A 14,308-nucleotide genomic window follows, 5' to 3' on the forward strand; every position below is an offset into this window, starting at 1 on the left:
AGTCTGGAAAATGGGCACAGTATTAGTAGTCATCCCCCGAATGATGCCAGCTAAAAGCCATGCCCGGTACCGCTGCTTTTGCCGTATTGGTAACCTCGGGCTAGTCGAGTATCAAATCAGCAAGCTTTCCTCGGTCGCTTTCCAGATCTTCCGGGAACCATTATCCACGGTATGTACGCCATCCAAAAAAGCTTTGCCGTGAACCGGATTACCATTGACGGAGATACCAGCAAGGCTCCCCAGATCGTAAATCCACACATCATTGGGGTAGTTCACGATCACTGCGTGCCGGTGGCTGATGCCGTTCTGGTCGAAAGGAATAGTGTTGCTCTCAATTCTCCCCCAGTGTCATGAGAGGAGTATGAAGCGAATAGACATCGCCATCGCCACAGTCAAGAAAAATCGACTGCACCTTCTTGCGCTTTTCGATGGAACCAAATCGACAATCCTGGAACATCAGCTTGGACTTCAGCGTCGGCCCACCGTTATTGCCCCATCTTCGCGGGGTTTCGGTTGCCACTTCGTAGTTCAATCGCTTCAATGGATTGGATCGTTCGCTATCGACGATGTTCTCCAGAAATTTCCGCCCATCAGCGCCCAACAGCCGAAAAAGGAATCGATTATTCACGAAGCAGTCATTTGCAGTGCGTTGAGCCATGAGCGTAACGGCCAACTGCTCGCGGAGTTCATATCGCTCGGTGAGATAGAAACACTGCAACAGCAGGTTGCATGCCTCGTAGTCCGTCGCTTCCCGTTGCAGATGATCAGTCAGCATCGAAATCGCCTGGGCTACGTTTCCCTCTTCGTTCGCGAACCAACTCAGTTCTTTTTACAAGGCATCCCGGGGGGGGGTGATTCTGACCGCCGCCGTTCCCACGCTCGGGCGAAGCTGGGGAGGACTCGCCACCTATGCTGCCGCCTGCATATCATGCGTGCTGACGTTTTTCACCATCCGGCTGATCGGCGGCGACGCTTTGCGGCAATTGCAGAACAGAACCGCCGTGCGCATCCTCAACCAGCTTGACGTACAGCCGATCAGAAGCGTCGTCCTCCTGAGAGTGCTGTTCCAGACCGTACCCGCCCTCAACTATGCCCTCGCAATATCCGGCATCAGATTCCGCCAGTACCTCACCGGAACCCTGCTCGGCCTGCCTCGGCCGATTGCACTGTATTGCCTGGTTTTTGACTATCTGGCGAGAGCGTAGAAGATACCGGGGTTTTGATTTTGTTGGCGCAAAATCGCGATTGGCTGCATTTTGCGACAGCGGAGATGCTCAAGAAATCGGCTTGGGCAACTGCTCGTCGGCTTTATGTGAAGCTTTTCAGAAGGCCGATGGGCAGTCGCTTGGATAATGATCACGAAGGGCTCCTATGATGTGTAAAGCGATCAGTGATCAATGCCGATTTTATCCTTTCCAGCGACTCGATCAGTCGAAGGCAGACATTTAGTGCGCACTTCCCCAGCGCTGCTTCAGCCAGTAATCCAGCGACCAGCGCCCCGACCCGTGAAAGAGAATGACCAGTAGTAAGGCTCCCCATAGCACATGATCCTGCCGGCCGAGATCGGAAAGATCAGCGTAGGAAATAACGGCAATGACATTCATCACCGACAGACCGGCGGCGCCAAAGCGCCCGGCCAGGCCGAGTGCGAGGAGGACGGGCAAACCGAGCTCGCCGGCGGTTCCCATGAGGGCTGCCAGTTCCGGCGGCAGGACGGGTACCTGATACTCGTACTGGAATAGCGCCACCGTCGAGCTCCAGTCCTGGATCTTGGTCAGGCCAGACTTGAAGAATACGCTGGCAACATAAAGCCGGATGGACAGATCGAAGAGCGGCGTCAGCCAGCGCTCGATCAGGGCAATGCTGCGCTGTGCGAAGGAGAGCAGAGCGCCGGTGGAACCGGCCAGCGGTGTGGAGGAAGTCGATCCGGTGAGGGAAGCATCGTTCATTTTTTTCTCCTTGAGTCAGTCGATGAGGCGGGGTTTCGTTTCGCGCTTGGGGTGGACACAACAGTCGGGTCATGGCCTGTCGGCCTGACCCGACCTACAATCGATGATCTGTTTCGTTCATTGAAAATCCGGTCAGCGTGCGCTGTACGATGAAGGCTTGCAGCGTCGCGCCGGGGTTGAAGGCGGGGTCTTCGCTCAGCGCGGCGGTTATCGCTTCCGCCAGCGTCTGCCCGGATTGCAGAGCACGCAGGAAAGCCGCTTCACTGGCCGTCAAGGCCAGTGCAGAGACCCTGCCTTCACTGCGCACGACCAGCGCCCGGCAAGGCGCTGAGTGTGACAGGGCATCGATAGCGGCGAGCGCGCTGTCACGTTCGTCCTCGGTCAACTGGTGCGCCTGCCAGATATCGACCAGCGGCCAGGGCGATTCGATAAACGCGGCGCCGGCCCAGATGTGCAGGCGCAGATTCGGCTGCAAGGCGGAGGGGATCTCGGCCAGCGCGGCAAGATCGAAGACGGCGGCATCGACAGCACCATAGGCGACGAGCAGCGCCCACTCCAGCCGTGCCATGTCGGGCAGATAAGGTCGTTCACTGCTCAGCGATGAGGCTTCGAGCCAGGCCGCCAGCTCACCGCCATAGTCGTTCAGGTCGCCGCTACGGCTCGGGTAGCCGGCGATGTACTGATCGGCAAGCTGGCGAAAACGCTGCGCGCCGAGAAGCTGCGCGAGTACCGGGTAGCTCGATGCCAGGGCGCTGCGCCAGTTGCCGATCACGTTGCGCCGGTAAGCCGCCAGCCGTCGTTCGGCCAGCGCTTCGGGTTCAGTGAACAGCGCCCACAGTGCCGGGGTGTGGCCAGGCGCGGCGTCATTGCGCAGCGCGCCGCCAAATACGGCTTGCACTTCAGGCAGCGAGGGCATGACCAGATTCCTGAGGTGATGCCGAATCAACGTGCATGCGGGCGCGCAGCCGCCGCTCGGCTTGCGCCGCTTCGCCTTGCAGCACGGCCAGAGAGGGGATGTCGACGTCCCATTCGATGAGCGTCGGCTTGGCGCCGAGCTGGTCGAGGGCGTACTCGTACAAGTCCCACACCGGCGAATGCACCGGCTGACCATGGGTGTCGATGAGGAAATCCTCGCACGCCTCGAAGCCGGCCAGATGCAGTTCGCCGACGAGGTCGGCCGGGATGGCGTCGATATAGCTCTGGGCAGAAAAACCGTGATTGCACGCCGACACGTAGATGTTGTTGATGTCGAGCAGAATGCCGCAACCGCTGCGTCTGGCAACAGCGACGAGAAAATCCCATTCGCTCATCATCGAGTCGGCGAACTGAAGATAGCTCGACACGTTCTCAACCAGAATCGACCGCTGCAAGCGTTCCTGCACGCAGTCGATGCGGGCAACGGCCTGCTCCAGCGCTTCTTTAGTGTAGGGCAGCGGCAGCAGGTCGTTGAAGTGCCGTGCACCGGCGGACGACCAGCACAGGTGCTCGGATACCGACGCCGGCTCGATGCGCTCTACGAGCGCCGCCAGTTTCTCCAGATGCGCTTCAAACAGGGTATCGAGCGCACCGAGCGAGAGGCCGACGCCGTGCAGGCTGAGCGGATAGGATTGCCGGATACGGTGCAGAAACTCGATCGGGGCGCCACCGGCGCTGAAGAAGTTTTCGCTATGCACCTCCCACCAGGCCACCGCCGGCCGTTCGGCAAGAACCTGCGCATGATGCGGGGCGCGCAGGCCGATACCGGCGGCAAGGGGCAGTCTGATGGGCGTGGCAGGTGAGGAAAAAGAGCGCATGCCCGCTACTCCTGGTTCAGCCTTTTTTCTTCATCTCCTTCTCCAGCTCGGCCGCCGCTTTGAGCTTGCCGCCCATTTTTTCGCAACTGCCTTTATCGACGTATTTCCAGTCGTTGGGGTCCTTGTCGACGGTCGAGGTGCCGGCGCAGGCGTGCTTCGAATACTTGCCGCCGCAGTCGTTCTTGCCGGCCATGGCGACGCCATAGCATTTTTCCTTGTCGGCTGCGGCGAAGGCAGCACCGGAAGATGCACTGAGGCCAAGGGCGAGCAGACCGGCGATGGCGGCTTGAGCGAGGGTATTTTCAGATTTCATGTAAGTCTCCATTGGATGAGTTGGTTATCACAAACTGTCGGCCGGAATCGGGATTAATCTCCGGGAAAGCGCCGAAGTGCCTAACGCAGCAAATCCATCTGTGCGTCAAAACGTCGGCAGGCAATGCGCAGAATCAGATGCAAACGCATTGAATTCTCTTAAAAAGGCCACCCAGGCGATAGCCAGGGTGGTCAGCAACCCGCTTACTTGGCGACCTTGCCGCCGGCGTCCGTACATTCCTTGGCGCTGGCCTTGCTTACCCAGCCCTGGCCCTTGCAGCTATTCTGGCCCTTGCACTCGTTTTTGGCTGTTTTGCAATCAGAGGTTCCCTTGCACGAATTGATACCTGTGCAATGCACCGTGCCGCCTTCGGCCGCCTGGGCAACAGGTGCCATGATGCCACCCGTGGCAAAAAGGGCAGCCGCAGCAGCGGCAAGAGCAATACCGGATAGTTGATTTGACATGATGAGTCTCCTTGATTTGATGGGGTAGAGGAAAAGCCGGCCGCCCGCAAACGGCTTTGCCGACACCGATTAGACGCAGAATGATGGGAATTACTTACACTAAATGTAAAATATTTTTCGTTTTACATCGATTGCTTTTATAAACAACAAGTTATAAAACCAATAAACCTGCCGAAAGTGCCTCGGCTTCAAGACCACTCACGAAGCTTTCATGAAGCAGCAACACTCGCGTCATAACGTTGTAGCACTTCAGACTTGAATCCGCCCTTGAACTTTCTCCGGTTCCGGACAGCAAGCAGGCCGAGTTTTCGCTCCCGGATAGCTAAATGGCCGTCACGGCAGCAATGCGTCTTGCATCGGCCGTGGCGGATGAATCATGTGACGAATAAAAAGGCCGGTCGCCACGCCGCTCCGCAAAGGAAGCCAATGGCGTGGCTCCGGTCGACATTCAGGCGCAGCTTCGATGCACGATCATTAGCCGCCGTAACCGTATGTCTTGAAATCAAAACTGTCACGGAAGCTTTTCATGACGTCCTGCATAGTCGCCCCGCCCTTCTTATCAACGGGCATCTTGTCGAACACCTTCGAGTGGTAGGCGAGGTACTCGTCCTTCTCGATCATGCCATTCTTGTTGGTGTCCATCATCTTCATCATGTCGGCGGAATTATCGGCGGCAAAGGCAGGGGTGGCAATCATGCCGCCGGCCAGGGCCAGGGAAAGTGCGACGATGGAAACGGATTTACGTGTGCTCATGGTGATTCTCCTTGATGTAGTCAAATGGTTGCCAGTCGGCTGACTGGTTGTTTGTCGGGTAGAGCGCTTTTTCTGAAACTCCAAACGACGCTATCACTTTAGGCGTTCGACATGGGCCTTAATATTCGTATTGCTACTTAATCGGCATGCGTTGACTACGTATACGTGCCGGCGTGACGGCGGCTAGACCAGGTCTTCATCCAGCACGATGCCGGCGCGCAGCGCCAGGCTGACAAGTTCGGCGACCGAACTGGCCTGCATTTTCTGCATGACGCGCGCCCGATGCGCCTCCACCGTCCTCGGGCTGATGTCGAGATCGCGTGCGATCAGCTTGTTCGATCGGCCGGCGACGATCTGCTTCAGCACGACCAGTTCGCGTGACGTGATCTGCCCTACGCGCGCCGCCATGTCGCCGCTTACCGCCTGCGACCGGTCGCTACCCGGCGGCAGATTGAGCGCCGAATTCACCAGGTCGAGCAGATCCTGGTCGTTGAATGGCTTCTCGACAAAGTCGTTGGCGCCCGCCTTCAGTGCGCGCACCGCCAGCTTGACGTCACCATGCGCGCTGATGACGATAACCGGCAGGCGGCAACCGCGTTTGCGCAGGGCCTCGATCAGATCGATGCCGTTCATCAGCGGCATGCGCAAGTCGGTGATCAGGCAACCACTTTCCAGATCGTCGGCGCCGGCCAGTGCGGCGTGCGCGTTCTCGAACTCGACCACCTTCATGCCGACAGACTGAAACAGCAAGCGCAGCGCATCGCGCACGCTCGGCTCGTCGTCGACGACGTAGACGATGGGCATTCCCGGGGGGGTCTCAAGCATCCCGGAACTCCTTGAGGGTGAAGGTGAATGTCGCGCCACGGTCCGGCTCGGCGGCGCCATGCAGTTGGCCGTCGTGATCCTCGATGATCGATCGACACAGCGCCAGCCCGATACCGACGCCGTCAGGCTTACTGGTGTAGAACGGCTCGAATATCTTTTCCATCTCAGCTGCGGCGAATCCCGGCCCCGAATCGATGACCGCGAAGGCCACGCCATCGGGCGGGGCGTTAATACTTTTCAGGGTAATGAGCCTTATCGCCGACCCGGCCTCGGCGATGGCCTCGGCAGCGTTGCGCACAAGATTCAGCAAAACCTGCTGAATTTGCACCGGGTCGACAAAAACCCTGCAGCCGCTACCGCACAGGTCGGTACGCAACTCGACGCCATGCTGACGGACCTCCGGTTCGGCGAGACGAGCGACTTCGCCGACCAGAAGATCCGCCACCTGCGGCACGCGCTCGGACTTCCTGTCCTGAACGAAGCCGCGAATCCGCCGGACGATTTCCGATCCGCGACGCGCTTCGCGCTCGGCGCCATCAATGGACTCCCGGGCGGGACCGATGGCGCCGGCGCCAGACGACAGAAAGCGCCTTGCCGCTTGCGCATAGCTGGTGATCGCGGTCAGCGGCTGGGCTATCTCATGGGCGAACGCGATTGCCATTTCGTCCATGGACTGCACACGATTGGTGTGCGCGATTTGCTGCAGGCGCAAGCGGGAGAGTTCCGCAGCCCGGCGCGACTCGGTGATGTCGGCGACCACGGCCATGATTCTCTTCGGCTGTCCCGCAGAACCGGCCAAACGGCGCGGTGCCACCGATGCGAGCATGGTTCCTTCGCCGGCGCGCTCCAGCGCGACCTCGATCTGGACGTCCTGTCCGCCTTCGGTATCGTTTAACGCCTGCTCAAGACGAAGACGATCCGTGGTGGCAACCAACTGAGTGAAGGGACGACCAATCAGATCCTGACGTTGCCAGCCAGATAGCGCGCAGAAGCGATCCGAAACAAAGGCAAAGCGACGCAAACCGTCGAGTGTGATGACTCCTTCCCGCATCTGCTCGATCAGCATCCGGTGTGCATGTTCGCTTTCCTCGACGCGTTGCGCCGACGCAGAGCGTTCGCGGGCTGCGGCCGCGAGCAACAGGGCCGTGACGGTGGCGATCATCAGAAACAGGCCCAATGAATACAGCGCCTCGATCTGGTTGCTGATGATGAACGGACCGCTGGCGCGCCAGGCCGCCCAGGTGGCGAAAATGGCTGTCAGCAGCATCACGTCGGAGGTCTCGCGGGGACCGAAGCGCAATGCAGCCCACAGAACGACGACGAACACGGCATAGAGAAGCGCCGATGCCGGACCGCTTGGAGTCGCCGTGAAGGCGGCGGCGTTGAGCAGTACGGCCGCCAGCAGCAACAGAAAAAACTCGGCGGACGGCTTGAGCAGGGGTCTTTCGGCCGTCCATGAAAGAATGACGGGTGCCACCAGCAGCACGCCAAGGCCATGTCCCAGAGAGCCGACGAAAACGGTTTGCGCATTCGGAACCGGCATTGGCCCGGCGTCGCCCATGACCGCGATCAGCAGCAGCCGGGGCATCATACAAAACATGGCGGCGGGCAGGACGCCTGCCGTGACGAAGGCAGTCACATCCTTGATACGCCGCAGTCGCGGGTCGAATCCGGCAATGCGCGTAAGCAGATACCAGGCGATCAGCGCTTCGCCGACGGCGCCAATAGCCAGCAGCAAGGCGTGGACGACCGGCAGGCCGGTATTCAGGTTGACGAGAAAATCGCTGAAAAAAATCGCCAGTGAAACCGAAGGGCCGAGCAGCAACATGGCCGCCACCGAAATGCCCGCGGCGGGCCAGATGCCGGCGACTCCATTGCCGATCGGAAAGACGGCAAAGGCAAGCATGCCGGCGCCGTAATACGCAGCCGCCGTAACAAGGTGTACCAGCAAGCGGGAGGGCAGAGTCAGCGAAATCGATGGGTCGTAGTAGCCAGCGCCGGGCTGAACAGGCTGTTCAGACATCGCGGCCTGCTCCGTGGGCCAAGGCTGTCGCCAGATTGCCAGAGCATCCCTGGAGCGCTGAAAGCACGCCGCAAGTCGGGCCAAGGCAACACTTGCCGCTACGTGCGACGGCGCACCGTGACCGGCGAAAGACCGGAATCAAAATCATCGAATCAATATCGAGCTCGGCAGAGGATCCCGTCATTTCGGTCGACACCAGGAAGGAGGAATTGATTGGCGACTTCAAGAATGCCCGCATCTTCAGACTCTGGTTTAGACCGCCACCCGTCACCGCGAACGGGCGACCAGCCACAACGCCAGTCCGATCACCGTAGCCGGGTAGAAAGCCGAGATCCGGTAGAGTTGCTCGAACGTCAGCCATTCCCGCAGCGGGCCGATCACGAACGAGCCCAGCCCCACGCCAACCATTAGCGCGGCGATCAACATGGACGACACCCAAGCCACATGCTGTGGAAATCGCTCCGACGCCAGGGTGATGGTCAGCGGAAAAAATGCCGAACAGGCCAATCCCGCAAGCGCGAACAGGCCCAACCCCAGTAGCGGGGTTTCGGCAGAGGGCAGCAGCAAAAACGCCACGACCATCAGCGCCGGCAACGCCAGCCAGATCGTCAGCGGCGCGATCCACGCCACCAGCAACGAGACCAGCAAGCGACCGGCCACCATGGCGCCCCAGAATACCGACAGCGCGAGCCCGGCCACGATTGCCGACAACCCCTTGGCGTCGCGCAGATAGATGGCGGCCCAATTGCTGAAAGTGCCTTCGGCAAAGGCGTATAGCACCGCAATGGCGACGAAGATCCAGAAAGCGCCGGAATGCAGCGGCGGTCTCTCATCGTCGCGGCGCGTCGTTTCGCCACCGCCATCCGTCGGCAACCGAACGGTCGCGGCGGCCAATGCCAGGAGCGCGCTCAAGCCCAGCAAGGACAGTGGAAACCCGATCCACCAACCGGCCAGACCGAAACCGCCCGCCAGCAGCGGTCCCACCATCAAGCCGAATCCCAACAGGGTGTGCAAGGCCACCACTGCAGTCGGCGCACGCCGGGGAAAAAACCGGGGCGGATAGCCGTTCAGCGGCGCGCCGCCTAGCCCGAAGCTCAGCCCCAGCAACGCCGTTCCCGCCAGAATGACCGGGAACGCCAGCGCCGGCATCACCCAGACGCTCGCCGCCAACGCCAATTGCGACAAGCCGTTGCCGACAGCCGACATCCAGAGCAGCGGTTGGAGACCCAGACGGCGAGCCAGCGACCCGCCGGCCACCGCGCCCAGCACCGCCATCGCGACTTGCGGCAAGAAGATCGCGCCATACTGGGCGTCGGTAAAACCGTGCATCTGCTTCAACACCGCGCTGCTGGCGGGGAAGCTGACCAGCGTCAACCCTTGCAGGAAGGCGATGAGATACACCGCGAGTACCGCAGGCCCGTTCGACGAAGTTGTCTTGATCACGGGAATACTCCTCACTCCTGGCCGCCGGTGATGAGCCGGGTGCCGCGTTTGTAGGTGAGATAGGCCCAGAACCATTCGATGGCCACCGAAAAACGCTTGCGCGTGTCGACCAGGTAATAGATGTGGGCGAGGCCCCACAGCCACCACGCCAACGCTCCACTCAACCTGAACCAGCCGAAATCCACGACCGCCGCCTGGCGGCCGATGGTGGCGAGATTGCCCAGATGGCGGTAGCGGAACGGCGGTAATTGGGTTCGCCCTTCCAGGCGAGCTTTGATGATCCGGGCGACGTAGGCGCCTTGCTGTTTGGCCGCCGGCGCGAGCCCAGGTACCGGCTTGCCGTCCCAGGCTTCGCTCAGAGCGGTGTCGCCGACGGCGAAGACTTCGGGCAGGCCGGGTACGGTCAGATCCGGCCCGACCTTGAGGCGGCCGGCCGCATCGGCTTCAGTCTTCAGCCATTGCGCGGCGGGCGAGGCCATCACCCCGGCCGCCCAGAATACGGTACGAGACCCGATCCGCTGGCCGGACACCAGCGCTCCTTCGGCGTCAATCATTTCCACTCGGCTCTTGGTCATCACCTCGACGCCCAGCGTTCGCAGCGATTGCGCCGATACCTCTGACAGCGATTCGGGAAACGACGGCAGCAGGCGAGGCGCCGACTGCACCAACAGCACGCGCGCTTGCGCCGGATCGATGTTGCGGAATTCACCGGTTAGACCGTGGCGGGCCAGTTCGGCGATAGCGCCGGCCAGTTCGACGCCGGTCGGACCGCCGCCGACGATGATGAAGGTCAACAGGCGCTGCCGCTCCTCGGGGTCGGCGCAGTTCTCCGCCTGCTCGAAGGCCTGTAGCAGACGGCGGCGGATGACGGTAGCATCATCGACGCGCTTCAGTCCCGGCGCGTGGGGTTCCCAGTCGTCGCGCCCGAAGTAGCTGTGACGGGCACCGGTGGCCAGCACCAGGTAGTCGTAACCGATGCGCGCGCCGTCGCTCAGGTTCACTTGACGCGCGGCGATGTCCACGTCCACCACTTCGCTCAGCATCACCCGCACGTTGTGCTGGTCGCGGAACAGCGCACGGATCGGGGTGGCGACATCGGCCGGCGACAGGCTGGCGGTCGCCACCTGATAGAGCAGCGGTTGGAACAGGTGATAGTTGCGCTTGTCGATGACGGTGACTCGGCAGGCTGCCAGCCGCAGGCCGTGCGCCGCCGTCAATCCACCAAAGCCGGCGCCGACGACGACCACATGCGGTACGTCGTTCAGCGCCGCATCGGACCAGCCTGCCAGCGGTGGGAACCAGCGAGCCAGTTGCCGGCGCAGGAGAGCGTCGGCGGCGATAGGCCCCGGCCCGCGCAGCGCGATGAGCCCGAGCAGGAAGAGTTGATACAGCCGGTTGATGGTCTGGATTTCGTCCGCACCCATGAAACCGGAACCGAGCAGCGCCAGCGCTGCGGCGATGGCGACCGGGCGGGTCGCCAGTCCCAGCGCCAGCAGAGGACCGACGAAACCCAACATCGCTTCCAGGAACGAGGGTCCCACCAGAACCGGCGCGTACCACAAGCTCGCCAGCCAGAGACGCAACACGAGCTGATAGACCGGGCCAAGATAGCGCGTGCATACGGCGTACAGGCGACCCAGAGGCTTGACCAGAGGTAATGCCGAGGCGGCCAAGCCGGAAGCCAGCAGCCGATCCATGGAAATCGGCCCCGCGCCCATCACCACGTACCAGCCGAACAGCGCGGCCCAGTACAGATTCGATTCCAGAGCAAGGTACTCGAAATGAATGACCAGGGACAGTACCAACATCGGGATAGCGGCCAGCCGGGTCGCCAGCCCTAACGCCAGAAGCATCGAGCCCAGCACTTCGATGCTGACGCCCAGCACGGCGACCGTAAACGGGTCCAACCAGGACACCGGATATTCGTGGGTGGCGAGCGTCAACGCAGTATCCCAGTTGGCGAGTTTAAGCACGCCAGATACCCAGAACGCTTGCGCCAGCCAAAGCCGGATCGCCAGATCCAGGAAGGGATAGAGCGTGACCTCGGCGACGCGCAGCGCTTCGTCCACGTGCTTTAGGTAGGCCGCGATGACGTTGGCCCGGCGGTGCCGGAGGGCGGCGACGGTTGTGGTCAGCATGGTTCAGCCCTCCGCCGCGTTCATGGCTGGAATCGCCCTCACCCCTGACCCCTCTACCAGAAGGAGAGGTGAGTCCTGGGTCGCCATCCGCTGGCTCCAATAGGCCGGAATATCCCGACGATAACGGCGCGTCACCAGATTCGCCAGCAGTCCGGTCCAGCCGGTCTGGTGGGCGGCACCCAAACCCTGGCCGGTGTCGCCGTGGAAGTATTCGTAGAATTGCAGCAGGTCGCGCCAGTGCGGGTCATTTTGGAAAGGGCTGTCGGCGGGAAACGCGGGCATCAGCCCGTTCGAATCGCGGCGATAGATACCCACCAGCCGCTCGGCGATCAGGGTGGCGATTTCCTTCAGATTCAGTTCCCGGTTACCCAGACTGGGCACGGCGACGGTGAAGTTGTCGCCGAGAAAGCGGTGGAATTTCTCCAGCGCCTGCACCAGCGTGTAGTTGGTCGGCAACCAGATCGGGCCGCGCCAGTTGGAATTGCCGCCGAACAGGCCGGAGTTGGATTCGCCGGGCACGTACTCAATCAGCACCTCGCCAACGCCGGACAGCGTGCCCAAATGCTTTTCTGTGGCGTGGACGCGGCTGACGCTGCGAATGCCGTACGGAGACAAAAACTGGTCCTCGCTCAGCAGCCGTTTCAGGATGCGCGGCAGCATCCGGTTGGTGACCAGCGACAACAAATGCTCGCCCCGCTCGTTTTCCCAATCCGGGCATTGGCAAATGATGCTGCCGTCGAACACGCCGTGGCGGTTCTGGCGCAGCTGTTCCCGGAAGCGGGGGACCTTGGCCAGGATGCGCTGGTCCACTACCTCGCAGGCGAACAGCGGAATCAGCCCGACCCAGGAGTATACGTCGATCCGCTGGGTCTGACCGTCCGGGCAGATCATCAAATCCTTGAAGAAACCGGCTTCCGGGTCCCACAACGGCACTTCGTTGCCGGCGTGTCCGGCGATAGCGTTGGCGATGGCGAGAAACTGTTGGTGAATCTGGATGGCGATGTCTTCATATTCCAGATCCTCGGCCGCCAATTCCAGCGCAATGACCGTCATGTTCAGGGCGAACATCGCCATCCAGCCGGTGGCGTCGGCCTGCTTGAGAGCATAGCCAGCCGGCAACGGATGGGAGCGGTCGAACACCGAGATGTTGTCCAGCCCCAGAAAGCCGCCCTCGAACACGTTGTTGCCGTCGCTGTCCTTGCGGTTGATCCACCAGGCGTAATTCAACAGCAACTTGTGAAACACCCGCTCCAGGAAATGGAGATCGCCCCGGCCTCGCTGCACCCGTTCCGCCCGGAACACCTTGAGGGCACCCATCGCGTGCACCGGCGGATTCACGTCGCCGAACGCCCATTCGTAGGCGGGAATCTGACCGTTGGGGTGGAGATAGCTCTCCTTCAACACCAGCTCGATCTGATCCTTGGCGAAATCGACGTCCACCAGCGAAAGCGCGGCGCAGTGGTAGGCCAGATCCCAGGCCGCAAACCAGGGATACTCCCATTTGTCGGGCATGGAGATGACGTCGGACGCCTTGAGGTGCCGCCAGGAACGGTTGCGGCCACTTTTGTGAGCGTCGGGCGGCGGGAGTTGATCGCCGTCCAGCCAGCGGGCCACGTCGTAATGGAAGAACTGTTTGCTCCAGATCATTCCCGCCGAGGCCTGGCGCAGGATGCGTCGGTCTTCATCCGAGGATTCGGGCAGCAGATCGCGATAGAAGCCATCTGCTTCGGACCGGCGGTCGGCGAACACCGCGGCAGTGGCGGCGAAAGCTTGGGCCAGCGGCGCAGCGCTCAGCACCAGTTCTATTTCAGCCTGCTGGCCGCCATCCACGGTCAGCACATGCCAAGCGGCGAACTTGGTGCCTTCACACGCGGGATTGACCGCGTCCCGCTCGCCATTAACCACCCGGCGATGAAAGCTGTCTTTGACGTAGGGCGAGGCGTTCGCGAGTTCCCACAAACGCTGGGCATTGTGCTCGTTCTCGGTATACAGCGGTTCGGCGGGTTGCCGACCGTAAAGGTGATACGCGCCCAAAGTCGGATGCTCGGCCCGCACCGCCCAACTCGCGCTGGCCGGCGCCTTCATGGCGCGCAAGATTGGCTTGTCCGGCTTCTGGTCGGGTGAAATCGGATCGCCCCGCAACTCGGCCAGCGCTCGTTCTTTCTCCTCGTCGCCCCAGGCCCAGGTGTTGCGGAACCACAGTTGCGGCAACAGGTGCAGGGTCGCTGACTCGGGTCCACGGTTGGCGACGTTAATACAGATATGTATTTCTTCCGGGCCGGCTTTGGCGTAAGACACGTCCACATCCCAGTAGCGATTGTCCTGAAAAACCCCGGTGTCCAGCAGGTTGAACGGCGGGTCCTGGCGACCCCGGAGTCCGTTTTCCTCGACCAGCCGGCCGTAGGGATATTCGGCCTGGGGATACTTGTACAGGTAGCGCAAATAGCTGTGGCTGGGCGTGGCGTCGAGATAGAAGTAATACTCCTTCACGTCCTCGCCGTGGTTGCCCTGATTGCCGGTGAGGCCGAACGCCCGCTCTTTCAAAATCGAGTCGCGGCTGTTCCATAAAGCGAACGCGAAGCACAGCCGCTGCCGCTCGTCGCAGAT

14 protein-coding genes are annotated in these 14,308 nt (G+C 61.3%); 1 reads left to right on the forward strand and 13 read right to left on the reverse strand.

Translation table 11 applies throughout. The annotated features are described in order from the left end of the window. Positions 1 to 111: 111 nt before the first annotated feature. Both JNM42_RS17785 and JNM42_RS17790 read right to left on the reverse strand, forming a co-directional pair. On the reverse strand, positions 112 to 282 hold the full coding sequence (locus JNM42_RS17785) for a hypothetical protein (RefSeq protein ID WP_294273391.1): 171 nt from the start codon (positions 280 to 282) through the stop codon (positions 112 to 114). A gap of 49 nt (positions 283 to 331) precedes the next feature. Next, a complete protein-coding gene (locus JNM42_RS17790) occupies positions 332 to 775 on the reverse strand; it encodes a hypothetical protein (RefSeq protein WP_294273395.1) in 444 nt (147 codons plus the stop codon). Positions 776 to 851: 76 nt separating this feature from the next. On the opposite strand from JNM42_RS17790, the gene JNM42_RS17795 reads away from it, so the two are divergent. Then, entirely contained in the window at positions 852 to 1,205 is a 354-nt protein-coding gene (locus tag JNM42_RS17795) for a VTT domain-containing protein (RefSeq protein WP_294273398.1), read from the forward strand. A 240-nt stretch (positions 1,206 to 1,445) separates the two neighbouring features. Here the strand turns inward: JNM42_RS17795 and JNM42_RS17800 are convergent, their stop codons facing one another. The 11 genes from JNM42_RS17800 to JNM42_RS17850 all read right to left on the reverse strand — a co-directional run. Further along, the gene (locus tag JNM42_RS17800; RefSeq protein WP_294273400.1) at positions 1,446 to 1,949 is read right to left on the reverse strand and encodes a DoxX family protein; all 504 of its coding nucleotides are present in this window, start codon (positions 1,947 to 1,949) and stop codon (positions 1,446 to 1,448) included. Positions 1,950 to 2,043: 94 nt separating this feature from the next. Next, the gene (locus JNM42_RS17805; protein ID WP_294273404.1) at positions 2,044 to 2,865 is read right to left on the reverse strand and encodes a DNA-binding domain-containing protein; all 822 of its coding nucleotides are present in this window, start codon (positions 2,863 to 2,865) and stop codon (positions 2,044 to 2,046) included. Then, positions 2,849 to 3,742: a DUF692 domain-containing protein gene (locus tag JNM42_RS17810; protein WP_294273407.1), complete on the reverse strand. Its 894-nt coding sequence runs from the start codon at positions 3,740 to 3,742 to the stop codon at positions 2,849 to 2,851. Before JNM42_RS17810 ends, JNM42_RS17805 begins: the two co-directional genes overlap by 17 nt. Positions 3,743 to 3,758: 16 nt before the next feature. Beyond that, the gene (locus tag JNM42_RS17815) at positions 3,759 to 4,055 is read right to left on the reverse strand and encodes a DUF2282 domain-containing protein (RefSeq protein ID WP_294273410.1); all 297 of its coding nucleotides are present in this window, start codon (positions 4,053 to 4,055) and stop codon (positions 3,759 to 3,761) included. Between the two features lie 203 nt (positions 4,056 to 4,258). Further along, a complete protein-coding gene (locus JNM42_RS17820) occupies positions 4,259 to 4,519 on the reverse strand; it encodes a hypothetical protein (protein ID WP_294273413.1) in 261 nt (86 codons plus the stop codon). Positions 4,520 to 4,993: 474 nt separating this feature from the next. Further along, complete coding sequence (locus JNM42_RS17825) at positions 4,994 to 5,272, reverse strand: hypothetical protein (RefSeq protein ID WP_294273416.1); 279 nt, start codon at positions 5,270 to 5,272, stop codon at positions 4,994 to 4,996. Positions 5,273 to 5,455: 183 nt separating this feature from the next. Then, positions 5,456 to 6,097 carry a response regulator gene (locus JNM42_RS17830; protein WP_294273419.1) on the reverse strand — a complete coding sequence of 214 codons (642 nt, stop codon included), beginning with the start codon at positions 6,095 to 6,097 and terminating at the stop codon, positions 5,456 to 5,458. Next, positions 6,090 to 8,120, reverse strand: coding sequence for an MASE1 domain-containing protein (locus JNM42_RS17835; protein ID WP_294273423.1), 2,031 nt, complete (start codon positions 8,118 to 8,120; stop codon positions 6,090 to 6,092). The genes JNM42_RS17830 and JNM42_RS17835 overlap by 8 nt, the downstream gene beginning before the upstream one ends. Positions 8,121 to 8,387: 267 nt before the next feature. Next, the gene (locus JNM42_RS17840; RefSeq protein ID WP_294273426.1) at positions 8,388 to 9,563 is read right to left on the reverse strand and encodes an MFS transporter; all 1,176 of its coding nucleotides are present in this window, start codon (positions 9,561 to 9,563) and stop codon (positions 8,388 to 8,390) included. A gap of 11 nt (positions 9,564 to 9,574) precedes the next feature. Then, positions 9,575 to 11,701, reverse strand: coding sequence for an FAD-dependent oxidoreductase (locus JNM42_RS17845; protein WP_294273429.1), 2,127 nt, complete (start codon positions 11,699 to 11,701; stop codon positions 9,575 to 9,577). 3 nt (positions 11,702 to 11,704) lie between these two features. Beyond that, a partial coding sequence (locus JNM42_RS17850; RefSeq protein ID WP_294273432.1) for a hypothetical protein occupies positions 11,705 to 14,308 on the reverse strand: 2,604 nt, incomplete at its 5' end.

The sequence above is a fragment of the Propionivibrio sp. genome, assembly GCF_016790145.1.
GTDB lineage: Bacteria > Pseudomonadota > Gammaproteobacteria > Burkholderiales > Rhodocyclaceae > Propionivibrio.

What these genes read in the sequence shown, in the direction of transcription:
- JNM42_RS17790 (WP_294273395.1), bottom strand. Translation starts at nt 775, where the DNA reads ATGCTGACTGATCATCTGCAACGGGAAGCGACGGACTACGAGGCATGC.
- JNM42_RS17800 (WP_294273400.1), bottom strand. Translation starts at nt 1,949, where the DNA reads ATGAACGATGCTTCCCTCACCGGATCGACTTCCTCCACACCGCTGGCC.
- JNM42_RS17805 (WP_294273404.1), bottom strand. Translation starts at nt 2,865, where the DNA reads ATGCCCTCGCTGCCTGAAGTGCAAGCCGTATTTGGCGGCGCGCTGCGC.
- JNM42_RS17810 (WP_294273407.1), bottom strand. Translation starts at nt 3,742, where the DNA reads ATGCGCTCTTTTTCCTCACCTGCCACGCCCATCAGACTGCCCCTTGCC.
- JNM42_RS17815 (WP_294273410.1), bottom strand. Translation starts at nt 4,055, where the DNA reads ATGAAATCTGAAAATACCCTCGCTCAAGCCGCCATCGCCGGTCTGCTC.
- JNM42_RS17820 (WP_294273413.1), bottom strand. Translation starts at nt 4,519, where the DNA reads ATGTCAAATCAACTATCCGGTATTGCTCTTGCCGCTGCTGCGGCTGCC.
- JNM42_RS17825 (WP_294273416.1), bottom strand. Translation starts at nt 5,272, where the DNA reads ATGAGCACACGTAAATCCGTTTCCATCGTCGCACTTTCCCTGGCCCTG.
- JNM42_RS17830 (WP_294273419.1), bottom strand. Translation starts at nt 6,097, where the DNA reads ATGCTTGAGACCCCCCCGGGAATGCCCATCGTCTACGTCGTCGACGAC.
- JNM42_RS17835 (WP_294273423.1), bottom strand. Translation starts at nt 8,120, where the DNA reads ATGTCTGAACAGCCTGTTCAGCCCGGCGCTGGCTACTACGACCCATCG.
- JNM42_RS17845 (WP_294273429.1), bottom strand. Translation starts at nt 11,701, where the DNA reads ATGCTGACCACAACCGTCGCCGCCCTCCGGCACCGCCGGGCCAACGTC.